The organism is Desulfosediminicola sp. (genome assembly GCF_048381775.1).
GTDB lineage: Bacteria > Desulfobacterota > Desulfobulbia > Desulfobulbales > Desulfocapsaceae > Desulfopila > Desulfopila ganghwensis.
In genome coordinates this window covers 27,215-41,178 of the sequence record NZ_JBLXGE010000001.1, presented here as the reverse complement: position 1 = coordinate 41,178, position 13,964 = coordinate 27,215, and the positions used below count along the sequence as shown (strand labels likewise).

Annotated in this window: 13 protein-coding genes; 9 read left to right on the top strand and 4 right to left on the bottom strand. The window is 48.4% G+C overall.

From position 1 onward, the window contains the following. Position 1 precedes the first annotated feature (1 nt). The gene (locus ACN5NT_RS00175; protein WP_419174048.1) at positions 2 to 2,638 is read right to left on the bottom strand and encodes an ABC transporter substrate binding protein; all 2,637 of its coding nucleotides are present in this window, start codon (positions 2,636 to 2,638) and stop codon (positions 2 to 4) included. 219 nt (positions 2,639 to 2,857) lie between these two features. Then, positions 2,858 to 3,970 (bottom strand): glycosyltransferase family 4 protein, encoded by a 1,113-nt coding sequence (locus tag ACN5NT_RS00170; protein WP_419174047.1) that lies wholly within the window; start codon positions 3,968 to 3,970, stop codon positions 2,858 to 2,860. A gap of 203 nt (positions 3,971 to 4,173) precedes the next feature. On the opposite strand from ACN5NT_RS00170, the gene ACN5NT_RS00165 reads away from it, so the two are divergent. From ACN5NT_RS00165 to ACN5NT_RS00140, 6 genes are all read left to right on the top strand, one after another. Then, the gene (locus tag ACN5NT_RS00165; protein ID WP_419174046.1) at positions 4,174 to 5,412 is read left to right on the top strand and encodes a hypothetical protein; all 1,239 of its coding nucleotides are present in this window, start codon (positions 4,174 to 4,176) and stop codon (positions 5,410 to 5,412) included. A gap of 696 nt (positions 5,413 to 6,108) precedes the next feature. Then, positions 6,109 to 6,318 carry a hypothetical protein gene (locus tag ACN5NT_RS00160; protein ID WP_419174045.1) on the top strand — a complete coding sequence of 70 codons (210 nt, stop codon included), beginning with the start codon at positions 6,109 to 6,111 and terminating at the stop codon, positions 6,316 to 6,318. A gap of 40 nt (positions 6,319 to 6,358) precedes the next feature. After that, complete coding sequence (locus ACN5NT_RS00155; protein WP_136798646.1) at positions 6,359 to 7,621, top strand: porin; 1,263 nt, start codon at positions 6,359 to 6,361, stop codon at positions 7,619 to 7,621. Then, positions 7,621 to 7,836, top strand: a complete 216-nt coding sequence (locus ACN5NT_RS00150) for a hypothetical protein (protein WP_136798645.1) — start codon at positions 7,621 to 7,623, stop codon at positions 7,834 to 7,836. Before ACN5NT_RS00155 ends, ACN5NT_RS00150 begins: the two co-directional genes overlap by 1 nt. 338 nt (positions 7,837 to 8,174) lie before the next feature. Next, positions 8,175 to 8,732: a DUF4136 domain-containing protein gene (locus ACN5NT_RS00145; protein WP_167495830.1), complete on the top strand. Its 558-nt coding sequence runs from the start codon at positions 8,175 to 8,177 to the stop codon at positions 8,730 to 8,732. 114 nt (positions 8,733 to 8,846) lie between these two features. After that, positions 8,847 to 9,260: an OsmC family protein gene (locus tag ACN5NT_RS00140; RefSeq protein WP_136798643.1), complete on the top strand. Its 414-nt coding sequence runs from the start codon at positions 8,847 to 8,849 to the stop codon at positions 9,258 to 9,260. Positions 9,261 to 9,374: 114 nt separating this feature from the next. On the opposite strand, the gene ACN5NT_RS00135 is transcribed toward ACN5NT_RS00140, so the two are convergent. Next, the gene (locus ACN5NT_RS00135) at positions 9,375 to 9,917 is read right to left on the bottom strand and encodes an adenine phosphoribosyltransferase (RefSeq protein WP_136798642.1); all 543 of its coding nucleotides are present in this window, start codon (positions 9,915 to 9,917) and stop codon (positions 9,375 to 9,377) included. A gap of 402 nt (positions 9,918 to 10,319) precedes the next feature. Here ACN5NT_RS00135 and ACN5NT_RS00130 point away from each other — a divergent pair, with 402 nt between their 5' ends. Continuing rightward, on the top strand, positions 10,320 to 10,808 hold the full coding sequence (locus ACN5NT_RS00130; RefSeq protein WP_419174044.1) for a ferritin-like domain-containing protein: 489 nt from the start codon (positions 10,320 to 10,322) through the stop codon (positions 10,806 to 10,808). 17 nt (positions 10,809 to 10,825) lie between these two features. Here ACN5NT_RS00130 and ACN5NT_RS00125 read toward each other — a convergent pair whose 3' ends face one another. Beyond that, positions 10,826 to 11,941: a LeuA family protein gene (locus tag ACN5NT_RS00125; protein WP_419174043.1), complete on the bottom strand. Its 1,116-nt coding sequence runs from the start codon at positions 11,939 to 11,941 to the stop codon at positions 10,826 to 10,828. Between the two features lie 185 nt (positions 11,942 to 12,126). Between ACN5NT_RS00125 and ACN5NT_RS00120 the strand changes: the two genes are divergently transcribed. Continuing rightward, complete coding sequence (locus ACN5NT_RS00120; RefSeq protein ID WP_419174042.1) at positions 12,127 to 12,414, top strand: DUF4492 domain-containing protein; 288 nt, start codon at positions 12,127 to 12,129, stop codon at positions 12,412 to 12,414. 17 nt (positions 12,415 to 12,431) lie between these two features. Continuing rightward, on the top strand, positions 12,432 to 13,964 hold the full coding sequence (locus ACN5NT_RS00115) for a cytochrome ubiquinol oxidase subunit I (RefSeq protein WP_419174041.1): 1,533 nt from the start codon (positions 12,432 to 12,434) through the stop codon (positions 13,962 to 13,964).

Below are 13,964 nucleotides of genomic sequence, written 5' to 3'. Positions count from 1 at the left end.
CTTACTCCTTGTCATACTTGGCGCCCAGTGCAACTTTCAGGTCCTGTTTATCGTAAGGCTTGATAATTGTTTTAATAATATTAGGCTGTTTTTTTGCCGCAATTATCGCATCTTCCCTGCCTGAGACCAGAATTATCGGGAAGTCTTCCAGAGTTTTAGCCAACTGCGTTCCGTTCATGGCCGGCATGTCGTAATCGGAGATAATAACATCTATTGCATCTTTTTGAAGCTGTGCCTGCTCAATGGCGATAATTGGGTCCTGAATAGCAATGACAGTGTGCCCCATCTCACGGAGAATCCGCGGGACACTGTTGAGCTGGTCTTCATCATCTTCCACAAAGAGGATGGTGAGATTGCCCTGATCGATCGTGATGGTGTCAGCATCTGCCGGGAAATCGTTGTCTTGGCTCTTGGGCAGGTATATCTCAAAACAAGTGCCCTCACCAGGGGCGCTGTGCACCTTTATGGCTCCCTTATGGCCCTTGATGATACCATGGACAACAGCGAGACCCAGACCGGTCCCTTCGGTAATGTCTTTGGTTGAGAAAAAGGGGTCGAAGATATTGTCAATAATTTCGGAGTCTATGCCGTGACCCGAATCGGAGATTGTCATTTTCACATATTCGCCATCCGTAATGTTCATGGTTACAGCCTGTTCAATGTCGAGGCAGACGGTTGACAGACCAATCCCGAGCGTACCGCCGACTTCCCGTAAAGCATGGAAGGCGTTGGTACAGAGATTGAGGATGACCTGGTGAATCTGGGTCGGGTCACTGTTGACCATCATTTTCTCAGAATCAATCTCCAGGTTGACCGCGATGTTTGCAGGCAGGGAGGCGTCAAGGAGGCCGAGCACCTCATGGATGATCTGGGCGATGTCCGTTGGCTGAAAACCTTCACTGGACGGTCTGCTGAAAGAGAGAATCTGCTTGACCACCCGGCTTCCCCGACGGGCAGCCCGCAACACTCTCTGTAGATCCTTTTCGGTCTGGGAGCCTGGCTCAACGTCGCCCATGGCGAGCTCGGTGGAGTTGATTATTGAGGTCAGAATGTTGTTGAAATCGTGGGCAATACCGCCAGCCAGGGTGCCGATCGCCTCCATTTTCTGGGACTGGATGAGCTGTTTTTCCAGGTTCTGTTCTTTGGTGATATTTTCAGCAGTGGATAGAATGCCGACAATTTTTCCGGCCTGATCAAGCAGCGGTACCTTGTTTACCTCAAGCCAGCCTGAAGTGCCGGAGTGATCAATAAGGTGCCTGCGCATCTTGCGGAATGGTCTGCGCTCTTTGATAACGGCCGCATCAGCCTGGGTGGACCAGTTCCCGTAGTCCTTGTCCGACACCACATCCTTGGCGGTCTTGTCGCGCATGGATTCAATACTGTCAATACCGAAAAATTCAATGAAAGTCCTGTTTGCACCGAGGTATTTTCCCTGCAGATCCTTCCATGAAACCAGCTGGGGGATTGAATCCATAAGCGTCTCAAGAAATGAAAGTTGTTCCAGCGCCTGACGCTCCATTTTGCGTCGCTCAGACATGGCTATGAGCAGGAACAGGAGTGCAGTAAAGAGCAGAAAAAAGGAGATCATGATAGTCCAGAACAGCTCTTTCGACAGCTCGTAAAAAATTTTGGGACTGTTGATGATGGTAGCGCCCTCAGGTAGCAGCGATTGATCTATATCGAGGCGGGTCATGACGTTGTAGTCGAACATATAAGAGCCGGCCTCCTCGATCATAATGGGTATGGTTTCAGCTTCCTGGCCGTGCAGTACCTGCAGAGCTATCTGCGCTGCCGTGCTACCATGTTTGGCCCCGGAAAGCATGCTGCCACCCACTACACCGTGACCTAGCAGGAAATCCCAACTGGTATAAAGCGGCACCTTGGAATGAGCATAGATCTCCTCCATTACTTCTTCAGTGGTGAAAAATCTGCCATTGACGGTCTGATACCAGGGGGTGAAAAAGAGGAATGTGTCATCAGGGAGATTTTCGACTCTTTTTACTGTTTCTTCGACAGAAAGTGAAAACCAGAATTCGACGTGCAGATCGGGATCGGAAAGCAGCATTTTATTCTCGACCTGCTTGGCGATCGCGTGACCAGTGATAGAGTCATCGCCAAAAACGATCATTCTTTTTTTGTGAGGGTGGAGTTCGCGGGCGATATCCAGGGTACCGGCCAGGTCGAAGTTTTCGATGACCCCGGTAATATTTCCCATGGCCAAGTCAACTGTTTCTATGCCGTTGACTCCACAGAAAACGATGGGAACATCGGGAAAAAGTTTATCGCGATATTCGTGGACAAAGCTGAGAGCATCGTTGTCGGAAACAAGAACAACATCAAAGATTTCGTACTTGAATTTCTCCTTATACAGGGTGTACAGCGTAGTCTTGATAATATCGTAATTGTACTTTTTGACGTCCATATATTCGATCTGCAAATCGATCATGTATTCACTTTCAGTCAGAACATTGCGAATACCCTCAAGGACGTTATCAGACCACTGGTAACCATCGTGGTAGGAGTTCAGGTAGAGAACGGTTTTTTTCTCTTTTTGCGCCATGGTTGCTGAAGGATTCAGCAGCGAACATATGACAAAGAGTAATGAAATGGCAAAGAAACGAAGCCTGAATTGCAGCATGTGTATCTAATGTATATTAGGTGATTAGTATAAGAAAACAGCCCCTTATGGTCTTTCTGTAAAAAGTCTCATAGACATCCCTGCCGTGGCACTGGTTTGAGAGCATACTAGAAATGTCCTGAAATTGATAATATAAGAAGCAACGATACTTTTTTTAGGGCAGCTGAAGCATTGTCTCCAGTTGGTTCTGAAGGAGGAGTGGAGACTTTTGGGAAAAAATCACCGGGTCCGGATATCTTCAAGACGTTTGCAGAGAAAATCGTAATTCTGATCAAGTTCGTGATGGGTTCGTGCGTGGGAAGCGGCATTGCCGCCAAGGGCCCGACGCAATTCCTGATCGGCAACAAGATGTTTAAGGTTTTGGGTGAAAAGATCCGGTTCCGATACGCTTGAAAGCAGCCCTGTCTCACTGTTTCGTATAACCTCGCCACCACCCCAGTCTTCATAAGCCACTACCGGCAACCCGCATGACTGGGCTTCGAGATACACCATACCCAGAGATTCTTCGACACCGGGAAAGGCAAAGATATCTGCTGCGCTATAGTACTGATAAAGCTCATTTCGTGGAATTTTCCCTAAAAAAGTTATGTTCTTGCCGAGTAGCTGATTGCCGGTTTTTTTGAGTTGAGCCCTGCTGTTGCCGTCTCCGGCAATGAGAAGCTGGATGTCAGCGCCCTCTTTGACCAGCTTGGCACAGGATCTGATGACTGTGGTGAGTCCATCAGTTTTTACTCCGGGGCGGAACATGGCAGCGCTCATGACAACAACTTTATCTGCGAGTTCATATTGGCTGCGAAGCCGGCTTCTGGCCTCATTGCTGAAGGTGAAGTTCCTGGTGTGCAGGCCTGGGGCGATATACGAGACCCGGTCAGGGGGAAGCAGGCGCAGCAGGTTACGGTGATCGCGTTTCTTGTTGGTAAAGATCAGGTCGGCAGCAGATAGGGTTCGCCGGTTGAGATAGAAGCCGGGCAATGTTTTAAGCTTGCGACGCCGTTTGGTAGAGTAAATTCCCTGAAATATCACATATGGTATGCCCAGCTTTTTCGCGCAGTACGGGCCAAGTAAATCCGGAGCCTTATAATAACTGTGATAGCTCAGCCAGAGATCAACAGGGGCTGTGCTTAAGGATTGCGAGACCTTCTTCTGCTCGGCAAGCAGTCTCATTAAAGCAAACGGGCGCAGATAAATCCAGCGGCACCTCAGCCGACTGGCAAGTTGACAGTTGTGGCCTGCTTTTGTGAGATAGTTGTAAAGCTCCGTTCCCGCAACAAGGTCACCGGATGGATTGGGGTGGCCCAGGGGCTTGAACGGCATATAGTACGCAATATTCATAGTCAGTTTGCAGAGGGGAAGCGGTAAGATGGAAAATGTACCAGCAGGAGACAGAAAACCAGATATTACTGGAAATTGCATGATAATTCCAGGCATGATCATGTTTACAGATCGTGCCTGTAGTGTATGATGGAGCGAAAATCGCCAGAATTCCTATTTAAACCGGATTTGTTGGCAGAAGTTCAATTCTGCCTGTGAGATAGATGCAAACAGAAGCCCCCCGACTCGATATTCTTATTTACGCCCATGATGGCCGCGGACTTGGCCATGTCAGCAGAAGTGCGGCCATTGGTATGGCCATCCGGCGCTTGTATCCTGAACTGAAGGTGCTGCTGGTGACAGGAGCATCACTGACCCAGGATCTGATAGGTGACCGTCATCTCGATTGGTTGAAGCTCCCCTCATATGCCACGGAAGTCGTGGATGGAGTATCGCGGGGGATTGCCGGATCAAGCGGATTTGAGGATAGCGAGCTGGGTACGCTGAGGTCGAGACAGCTATTGCAGGTTGTGGAGTTGTATCGTCCAAAGGTGGTCCTGGCAGACCATACTCCTCAAGGCAAGCACAGGGAGCTGCTACCGGCGATGCAGCACAGTTCCGTTAAGATCGGTGGCAAAACCCGCTGGGTACTCGGTGTGCGTGGAGTTGTGGGCGGCGTGGCCCAGGCAGGTTCAGAAACGGCCCGAGCCACATTTGAGGTCTATTATCAAAACCTTTTGTGGTATGGGGATAGTGGAGTGCTCGGTCAGGATCATCTGCGGTTGCTTGAAAATTTTTACAAAGTCGTTCCCAATGAATGCGGGTATGTGGCACGGCTTCGGGAAGTGTCGGCAAACACGGCGGCGGACGCCAGGGCTTCAGGGCTGGCTGCGACGGTATCTATTCCGTGGCTGGGTGAAAATACCGGACATTTCGCCAGGCAACTTGCTCAGGCCATAAACACACTGGGTGATGAGCACGGTGCCTGGAATATTTTTTGCGATCCCCAGATTCGTTCTGTTTTCAGTTCCATCCCGCGTTGCCAGGTCTTTTCTTTTTCGGGAGCAGCTTATGTGAACTCGTTAAAAGCCTCGCGTGCAGCTGTGATTTTCGGAGGCTACAATTCTGTTGTGGACGCACTTTCTCTTGGCATTCCGGCGCTGGTAATCATGCGGGAGATGGCGGACAGGGAGCAGCAGATTCATCTGGAGCGACTAAGTGGCAGCGTCGGGGAAAAGTTGCAGGCCCTTGATGAATCCCGGGCGACAACAGCGCTCCTGCAAAACACTCTCAAGCGCATCTTCCAGTTATCCAACCCCAAAAAAGCCAGCCGCCCTGGGATTATTCCCGAGGGAGTTGCTACTAATGGACTGACTCAATTTCGTACTGCCATTAACCTGAATGGTGCTGAAAATGCGGCTATGAACCTGAAGCAACTGGTAAAAGAGCAGGCACTCCGGTAATAAACCGCGGAGTGATGTAATCGCCTGCCTCCGGGTTGTGATGTTTATAGCGTGTTTCTCCAGGTGTACTTCTGCATAAATGCCTCCCACAGGGCAAGGTTAGATCATATCTATTAGAAATATATCGATGTACTACCTGAGGTCTGATTCTGCCCTGGCTTTCTGATTACAACTCGCATCAGCTTAAGATATGTGAGGGTACGGGAGAAAGGAATCAGGAGTGAGACTTAATCAGAGTCAGCTTGGGCTATATTTGCATTAGGATGTAATATCAATATGTTAAGCTTTTTGTGTATTGCCTCGACACAGACCGTCCGTACGCCAGCCATCTCCCGCCTCACTCCTCACCAGCCCATTTGATTTTCAAGGAAAAATAACCTGTTTGCTTGCAACATTTTGTCAGGCATTATATACATTTAATGATGACCACGTGTAATCTGCATAAATTCGGCACGATTCACACCATGTGAATTCAGGAGAAACGGCGCTGTGGTCACTCATCTTTAACTGTAAAATCGATATTGCCTGCCATGCGGAAAGCAGAGACAGCGCATTTTGCGCAAACACGTCTACGCAGATGAGTAGTTGTGTGCAATTTTTCTATCTTGGACCGTTGTTCTGAAATGTATCGAATAACCGGAAGGTTGTATTGATGATAAACGCTGGCTGACCATACATTTCACAGATGGTCTTGAGATGAAGTTTCGTTTTCCAAGGCAATCTGTCGATAGCAGAAATATGCAAGGCATGATGGAGAAAATGCCTCAAAGCAATCAGGTAGTTATGGAGGTAGAAGGGGTGATGTACATGTTCCCTTATACTAATATCAAGTATATCCGGGTGTCACCCTGTCCGGATGTGTTGCCGGAGGTGGCTATTCAGGGTGTGCAGCTTTCAGGAGAGTAATGTCATAGAGGTATAAACGTTTGCCAAGGAGGAGAAAGGGATGCGAAAAGCAATCTGGACTGGATACGTAAGCTCTGCATTACTGGTACTGGGGATGGCGACCACCGGGTACGCCAATGGTGATTCGCCGATGAGTGAGCTTGATGAACTGCGCAGGATTATTGAGCGCCAGCAGGCCCAGCTGGACAATCAGGCCATGGAGATCAATAAACTGAAAGAAAGGTACGGTGAAGATCTCGACAACCCGGTTTGGGTCAAATCGACCAAAGCCGATGTCAACGTAGAGCTGTATGGCCAGGTAAACCGGGCCATACTGTGGGCAGACAATGATGATGTCAGTGAGACCTATTTTGTCGATAACGATAACTCTTCATCCCGCATGGGCTTAAAGGCCGAAGTTTTTCTACCGGAAGAAAACAAGGTTGGCGCCAAGATTGAGTATGAATTCCAATCCAATGCCTCAAACAACGTAAGCCAGTTTGACACCTACGATGCCAGTACAGATCTTACCTTGCGCCACGCAGATCTGTACTGGGAAAATAAACAATACGGAAAGCTCTATCTGGGCCGCAGCTCCACTTCAACTGATGGTATTGCAGAGATTGATCTTTCCGGCACTTCTGTTGTCGGTTATTCGGATGTCCAGGCCATCGCAGGCGGTGTCTACTTCTCGGACGGTACTTCTGTAGATGAGGATAATGATCCCCGTGTGAAGTCGGTTTATGCCAACTTTGATGGCGGCCGCCAGGACAGGATTCGCTACGATACTCCCCATTGGCATGGTCTTTACCTGAGCGGTTCCGCTTTTTCGGGCGACGGTTATGATGCCGGTATCTGGTACTCAAGAGATTATGACGGCACCAAGGTGGCAGCAGGATTCGGTTGGTTGAAATCCGGTGATACCGGTGATACAGGTAATCTTCTCACCAGCTATGATGAGCAATATGCTGGTTCAGCCTCCATACTGTTTGACTTTGGTTTTAACGTGACCCTGGCGTACGGGACCCGTGATTTTGATGGGGGTGGTGACGATGCCGATTTCTATTATGGCAAGCTCGGTTACAAGACCGATATCTTCGATTTTGGCAAGACCGCCTTCGCGGTCGATTATGGGTATAACGAGGATGTTAATGGCACTATAGCTGGTGACGAGGCATCTACCTGGGCACTCATGGCAGTTCAGAATGTGCCGGCATGGTCAACAGAATTTTACCTGATGTTCAGGCAGTATGATCTCGACACAGATGCCGAAGATTATGAAAACGTTAACACTGTATTTACTGGTGCGAGGTTGAAATTCTAATGATGAAAACAGCAAAATGCAGAATCGCTTCTCTATTCACCCTGTTTGTCTGTTTAGCTTTCATCTCCTCCTGTGGTGGTAATGAATTCGTCTATCAGGATAGCAATGAGATGAAACCGGGCTCGGGCCTGATCTCAGGGGAGGATGGAGTTTTCACAGTCTATTCCGGTACGCTCGGCATAGACCGCGAAAAAGATAACGATTCCGCAAAATGATTCGGATGTCTGAAAACCCTGTTTAATCAGGTGAATTCTCTGGTTGAACAGGGCGGAATCCTGTCACAGGTGACCGTTATAATTGGATGATCTGCATATTTTCCTGTATTGAAATTTTCCGGATGGTATCATGAAAACAGTCGCAATTGTTTTGGGATGTTATTGCTGCTTTTTCAGTAGAGGCTCCAGGCAGTCATGCAACATGAAGCCTGTTGAAGCCGCAACCCGATTGCGGTGGGCATAAAACCTTATCAGTATGGGTTGCCCTGGAATAATCGTTTTGGGGGACCTCGTTTTGCTTCAGGGTGAAGTCCCGTAACTATTTTATGAGGGGATATATGCGTACATTACTTGTTCTATGCTCCATTGTATTTCTGCTTGGTGGCTGCTCGACCATGGAGGTACAGCATTCGACAAATTCTTCTGAAAAGTTGTCATCTTTGACCAGCTTTGCCTGGATTGATTCCGTGGAAGATGGTGGCCGGGTACGTACACCGAAGCCGGAGGTCGACCGGTTCGTCCGGCAGGCTGTTGAACGGGAACTTGTGGTAAAGGGCTATAGCAGGGCTGAGCCGGATTCTGCGGATTTTCTGATTTCCTGGTTCGGCAAGTTGGATGAGAAGATTCAGCATCAGGATATCAGTCATTTCTATCGCTCCTATGGTTATGGCAGTGCACTTGCGGCGGCCTTGCCTGAAACGGTAGAAGAAGGTTCGATCCAAAAAAGTTACAAGGAAGGTACCCTGGTAATTGATATTGTTGACAGGGAATCCGGCAACCTCATATGGCGCGGCTCGGCAACCGACACCATAGTCCGGAAAGTGGATGAGCGGGAAGCAGGCATGATTATCAACAAAGCCGTTCGCGAGATCATGAATGGCTTCCCCCGCCGTTAAAAAAATCAGGTAGTGCCGAGGTGATTGCATAAAAAGCGCCCACAATCGGGAGATCATGCCCGGCTGAAGGTGCTATTTGGCAATTGAGTGGTGAATTCCGTTTAATGTGATTGTATGAAAACGACTATTCAGACCCATTGGAAAGAGAATATGGCCTTCGACTCAAAAGTCGGGCCCCATAGTGTTATAACAGACGCTCCCGTAGAGGCTGGTGGTGGTGACACTGCAGCCAGCCCTAAAAAACTGATGATGGTGTCCCTTGCCGGATGTACCGGGGTCGATGTGGTTGAAATACTCAAGAAGATGCGAGTGGATTTCGAAGACCTGGTGATAACCGTCGAGGCAGAACTGACAGATGAGGTGCCGTCAGTCTACTCTGCCATGCATATTATTTATGAGTTCAAAGGCCAGAATCTGCCGGAGGATAAACTCAAGCGGGCCGTGGAGCTTTCCCAGGAGAAATATTGCGGGGTCTCCATGATGTATAAAAAGATCATGGATATCACCTGGGAGATCAGGCAGGCGTAAGTCTCAGTTTTCAGCTCAACCTGAAAGCGGGCTGTGTGAACAGAAGGTTCACACAGCCCGCTTTTTTTTAACAGATGCCTTCCAGGTGTAATGTTACTTCCAACCTCTCAGGCCCTATTCCCCCTCAAATTCACAGAACGTATGTACTTTTACTCCTGCGTCCCTGAGTTTGGCACTGCCGCCAAGATCAGGCAGGTCGATAATGGCACCAGCCTCAATGATTTCCACACCGAGTTTTTTTAGCAGTTTGGCGGCAGCGAGCATGGTGCCGCCGGTGGCGATCAGGTCATCGATAAGCAGTACCTTGTCGCCTTTGTTCAGCCAGTCAGGCTGAATTTCAATTTCCGCTTCACCATATTCAAGTTCATATGCTTCCGAAATGGTTTTACCAGGGAGTTTGCCTTTCTTGCGTACCGGGATGAAGCCGGCATTAAGTTCATAGGCGAGCGGTGCACCGATGATAAAGCCACGGGCATCGATTCCAACCACAGCGTCTATTTGGGTTGTGAAATAACGGTGAACAAAGAGATCTATGGTTTTGCGGAAAACCAGTTTGTCCTCAAGAAGAGAGCTGATGTCCCGGAAAATTACGCCTTCTATAGGCCAGTCGGGAATAGAGCGGATGTGTCGGGTCAGGTCGAATGTTTGCTGTTCCATAATGTCGAATCGCCAGGTATTTCATGGGAATGTAGAGCAATTACATAATCTTCTGCAGCTTGAGCCGAAAAACGAGGCGTGAAACCCTGCCGTCTCTGCTGCATGTAATCGCTTTCTTTGGGAATAAGATAATGTACTTAAGACAAAAATGATCTGCAATCTTTCTCTGTAACAGTTCTATGCCGTATTGACGGCGTGTGTCTGGCAACGAATGCTATGGGCTCGGCATAACTGTTCGAAGAGTGAACAACGTGTTGCTTTTTAATATAGTCAGCAAGCTCCGTGCATGTTGACGAAATATTCGGGTTAGACGAACGTATTTTGATTGCGCTATACTTTGAATGGATGTCGAGCACAGGTAATATTTACGGATAAACCGGCAAAAGCGACGGAGGGAGCCACATGAATGTCTTCGAATTTGCAATGCAGATGGAAAAGGATGGAGAGGCATATTACCGTGAACTGGCTGCAAAAGCAGATGATCCTGGTCTGAAAAAAATTTTTACCGGTTTGGCCGACGACGAAGTGAAACATTATGAGATCTTGAAAAAAATGCATGAAAAAGCAAAGGTCTCAAAAGAAGAGAGCAATATTCTGGAGTCGGCGAGAAACATTTTTCAGGAGATGAAAGATCGGGGCACAGTCAGCATCGGCAAGGAGCTGACTCAGCCTTCAGCCTACCAGAAGGCGCTGAAAGCTGAAGAGGAGTCTTTTACCTTTTACGAGAGAAAGGCTGAAGAAAGTACAGACCCGGTCGAGAAGAAAAACCTGCTCACCTTTGCACGGGAAGAACGCAGGCACTACAAGCTTATCGAGAATATAATCGAGTTTGTTTCACGACCGGAAGCATGGCTTGAGAATGCAGAGTTTGCCCGTTTAGAAGAGTATTAGCCAGGAGTACTTCTTTCTCAGGAGATCATGGATTCAAACTCCTGCATGGTGAGGGGTCTGCCCAGCTTCTGGGCAAGGCCGCGCACCTGTTGGAGTTGTTCGGCAATTGCATCCGGACCGAGGTGTGAGTAGCCACGATTCTCCAGCTCGTGTGCCAGGGCGTGGCTCCCGCTTTTTGCACCGTACAGGAGTTTTCTGCTGCCACCTACCCTTTCCGGTGCGAATGGTTCATAGGTCTTTGGGTTTTTTTGCAGTCCCATGAGATGCAATCCCGTTTCACAGGTAAAGATGTCCTTGCCGAGTAATGGGCGGTGGGGATCGATCTGGAGGGCCATCAGCTCAGCCACAAACTCTGCCAGCGGTCGTAGCCTGGCCAGGTCAAACCTGTTTTGCCAACCAGTTAATTCCAGATATCCGGCCACCTCTTCCAGCCGGGCACAGCCGCATCGTTCCCCCAGCCCTAACACTGTAACATCAAGCCAGTCGGCACCAGCTTCCGCCGCGGAGATGGCATTGGCTGTTGCCATGCCGAAATCATTGTGGGTATGTACCCCGATCTCAATGGCGCAGAGTCCTGCCCGTAATTCTTCTACAAGACTTCGTATAGTGGTTGGTGATGCACTGCCGATGGTGTCGGCCAGCCTGATCCGGAAAGCGCCGGCGCTCTCAGCCTGTTGAGCAAGCTGGGTGAGAAAAAACCTATTTGCTCTGGTGGCGTCTTCAAAACCCACAGCAACTCTCATCCCCAGTGACTTGGCCAGTGCAATGCTGCTGGTCATGGTATCGAGCGCCCATGTCCTGTCTTTGCCCAGTTTGTCTTGCAGGTGGAGATCGGAGGCGGGTATGGAAAGTGAGATTATATCAGCACCTATTTCTGCGGCCAGTCTGATATCTTCTATCTTGCATCGACTCCATACAGAATAGTTCAAGCCGGGTAACTCATCTTGGCAGTGACTGATGAGCTCCGGTAAGCATAGAGTAAGTTCAGAGGCTATCCCGAGCTCCGCTTCGTCCACACCGAGTTGTGCGAGCTCGGATAAAATTCGTTTTTTCTCGTTGATAGAGAACATGACGCCAGGGGTCTGTTCACCTTCTCGTAATGTTGTGTCTATGATATTACACTTTTGTAGCATATCGTCCTCAAAAACAGTTTTTCCCATGTGAGAAAAACTAAAGCAAGTTCAATGCCAGTACGAGTTTTGTAGAGGAGTTGCCGACAAGAGAAAATAGAATGCAACTGCTAATGATAATTATTATTGCACAAGATTTTGATTCCCGATATAGTAGTCGCCAATAGTATGCAGAAGGTGTTGTCCTGTTGAGCAAAAGAGAAACAGATAGGCTGGAAGCAGTTGATTTAGAGAAGCTGGAGGTCGAAAAAGTGCTGGAATATCCTGGGCGGGTTTACAGGTTTTATAGAGATGGTTTCCTGGGCATGACCCTTGGAAAGACGTTATGGAAAATTATAATCATCAAGCTGGTGGTGATGTTTGCTGTACTCAAGCTGTTCTTTTTCCCAAACTATCTCAAAACAAATTTTACAACAGATCAAGATCGGGCAGATTACGTAATTGATAGAATTACTATCCCGGCAAAAGTTCAATAATTACGGAGGAAATTTTTATGGGGGAGATTGATCTCGTCATGGTGAATTGGGCTCGGGCCCAGTTTGCGCTGACTGCAATGTATCACTGGATCTTCGTACCGCTGACGCTGGGGTTATCGTTTCTCTGCGCGTTTTTTGAAACTCTTTATGTCCGCACAGGTAAGGAAGAGTGGAAGAGCATAACCAAATTCTGGATGACCCTGTTCGGCATTAACTTTGCCATCGGTGTCGCGACCGGTATTATTCTCGAATTTGAGTTTGGCACCAACTGGTCCAATTATTCCTGGATGGTCGGTGATATCTTCGGCGCTCCGCTTGCCATTGAAGGTATCTTTGCATTCTTTTTGGAAGCGACCTTTTTTGCTGTGATGTTTTTTGGTTGGGACAGGGTCTCAAAGCGCTTTCACCTCTTTTCAACCTGGATGGTGGCAGTTGGTTCGAATCTCTCGGCGCTATGGATTCTGGTTGCCAACGGCTGGATGCAGTTTCCTACCGGCATGGCTTTTAATCCGGATACTGCCCGTTTTGAGATGCAGAACTTCTGGGAAGTGTTGTTTTCCCCTGTAGCTATTTCAAAGTTTACCCATACAACAAGTTCAAGTTTTATTGTTGGGTCGATGTTTGTGATAACCATCTCGTCATTTTACCTGCTGAAAAAACGTCATGTGGAAATGGCGAAAAAATCTATTCTTGTAGCTTCAGTTTTCGGTCTGATCTCGACCGTTTATGTTGCCTTTAATGGCGATGAGTCCGCGTACACCAATGCCTCTACCCAGCCAATGAAGCTTGCGGCCTACGAAGGCCTCTGGGATGGTGAGCAGAATGCAGGCATTGTCGCTTTAGGTCTTTTAAACAGGGACAAACAACCAGGTGATGAACTTGAGGCGTTCAGTTTTGAGATGAAGATCCCCGGCGTTCTCAGCCTGCTTGCCAATCGTGAGTTTGACTCCTTTGTGCCCGGCATCAACGATCTGGTTTATGGCAATGAAGAACATGGCATAATGAGTACCGCCGAGAAAATGGAGCGCGGCAAGCTTGCTATTACTGATTTGAAGGCATACAAGGATGCCAGAAAAGCGATGGATGATGTGGCTGCCGAAGCGGCATTGGAAAAGTTCAACGCTAATCAGGATTTCCTTGGTTACGGATACCTGGAAAAGCCTGAAGACGTGGTCCCGCCGGTCCCACTGACCTTCTACTCGTTTCATACTATGGTCTTCCTCGGCACTCTCTTTGGTCTGATGTTTGTCCTGAATCTCTATTTCTCCATGAAGGGAACCTTAGAGGACAAGCGTTGGCTGCAACTGGCTGGTGTGCCGATGTTCTTCCTGGCTATGATCGCGTCACAGTCTGGTTGGATTGTGGCGGAAGTTGGCCGACAGCCCTGGGCAATTCAGGACCTGTTGCCGGTGCATGTCGCTACAACCAATATCTCTGCAGGTAATGTACAGACAACGTTCTTTATGTTTCTCACTGTCTTTACTGCCCTGTTGATTGCTGAGGTTACAATTATGCTGAAACAGATCAAAAAAGGACCGGAGGGCATTTAA

What these genes read in the sequence shown, in the direction of transcription:
- ACN5NT_RS00175 (WP_419174048.1), bottom strand. Translation starts at nt 2,638, where the DNA reads ATGCTGCAATTCAGGCTTCGTTTCTTTGCCATTTCATTACTCTTTGTC.
- ACN5NT_RS00170 (WP_419174047.1), bottom strand. Translation starts at nt 3,970, where the DNA reads ATGAATATTGCGTACTATATGCCGTTCAAGCCCCTGGGCCACCCCAAT.
- ACN5NT_RS00165 (WP_419174046.1), top strand. Translation starts at nt 4,174, where the DNA reads ATGCAAACAGAAGCCCCCCGACTCGATATTCTTATTTACGCCCATGAT.
- ACN5NT_RS00160 (WP_419174045.1), top strand. Translation starts at nt 6,109, where the DNA reads ATGAAGTTTCGTTTTCCAAGGCAATCTGTCGATAGCAGAAATATGCAA.
- ACN5NT_RS00155 (WP_136798646.1), top strand. Translation starts at nt 6,359, where the DNA reads ATGCGAAAAGCAATCTGGACTGGATACGTAAGCTCTGCATTACTGGTA.
- ACN5NT_RS00150 (WP_136798645.1), top strand. Translation starts at nt 7,621, where the DNA reads ATGATGAAAACAGCAAAATGCAGAATCGCTTCTCTATTCACCCTGTTT.
- ACN5NT_RS00145 (WP_167495830.1), top strand. Translation starts at nt 8,175, where the DNA reads ATGCGTACATTACTTGTTCTATGCTCCATTGTATTTCTGCTTGGTGGC.
- ACN5NT_RS00140 (WP_136798643.1), top strand. Translation starts at nt 8,847, where the DNA reads ATGAAAACGACTATTCAGACCCATTGGAAAGAGAATATGGCCTTCGAC.
- ACN5NT_RS00135 (WP_136798642.1), bottom strand. Translation starts at nt 9,917, where the DNA reads ATGGAACAGCAAACATTCGACCTGACCCGACACATCCGCTCTATTCCC.
- ACN5NT_RS00130 (WP_419174044.1), top strand. Translation starts at nt 10,320, where the DNA reads ATGAATGTCTTCGAATTTGCAATGCAGATGGAAAAGGATGGAGAGGCA.
- ACN5NT_RS00125 (WP_419174043.1), bottom strand. Translation starts at nt 11,941, where the DNA reads ATGCTACAAAAGTGTAATATCATAGACACAACATTACGAGAAGGTGAA.
- ACN5NT_RS00115 (WP_419174041.1), top strand. Translation starts at nt 12,432, where the DNA reads ATGGGGGAGATTGATCTCGTCATGGTGAATTGGGCTCGGGCCCAGTTT.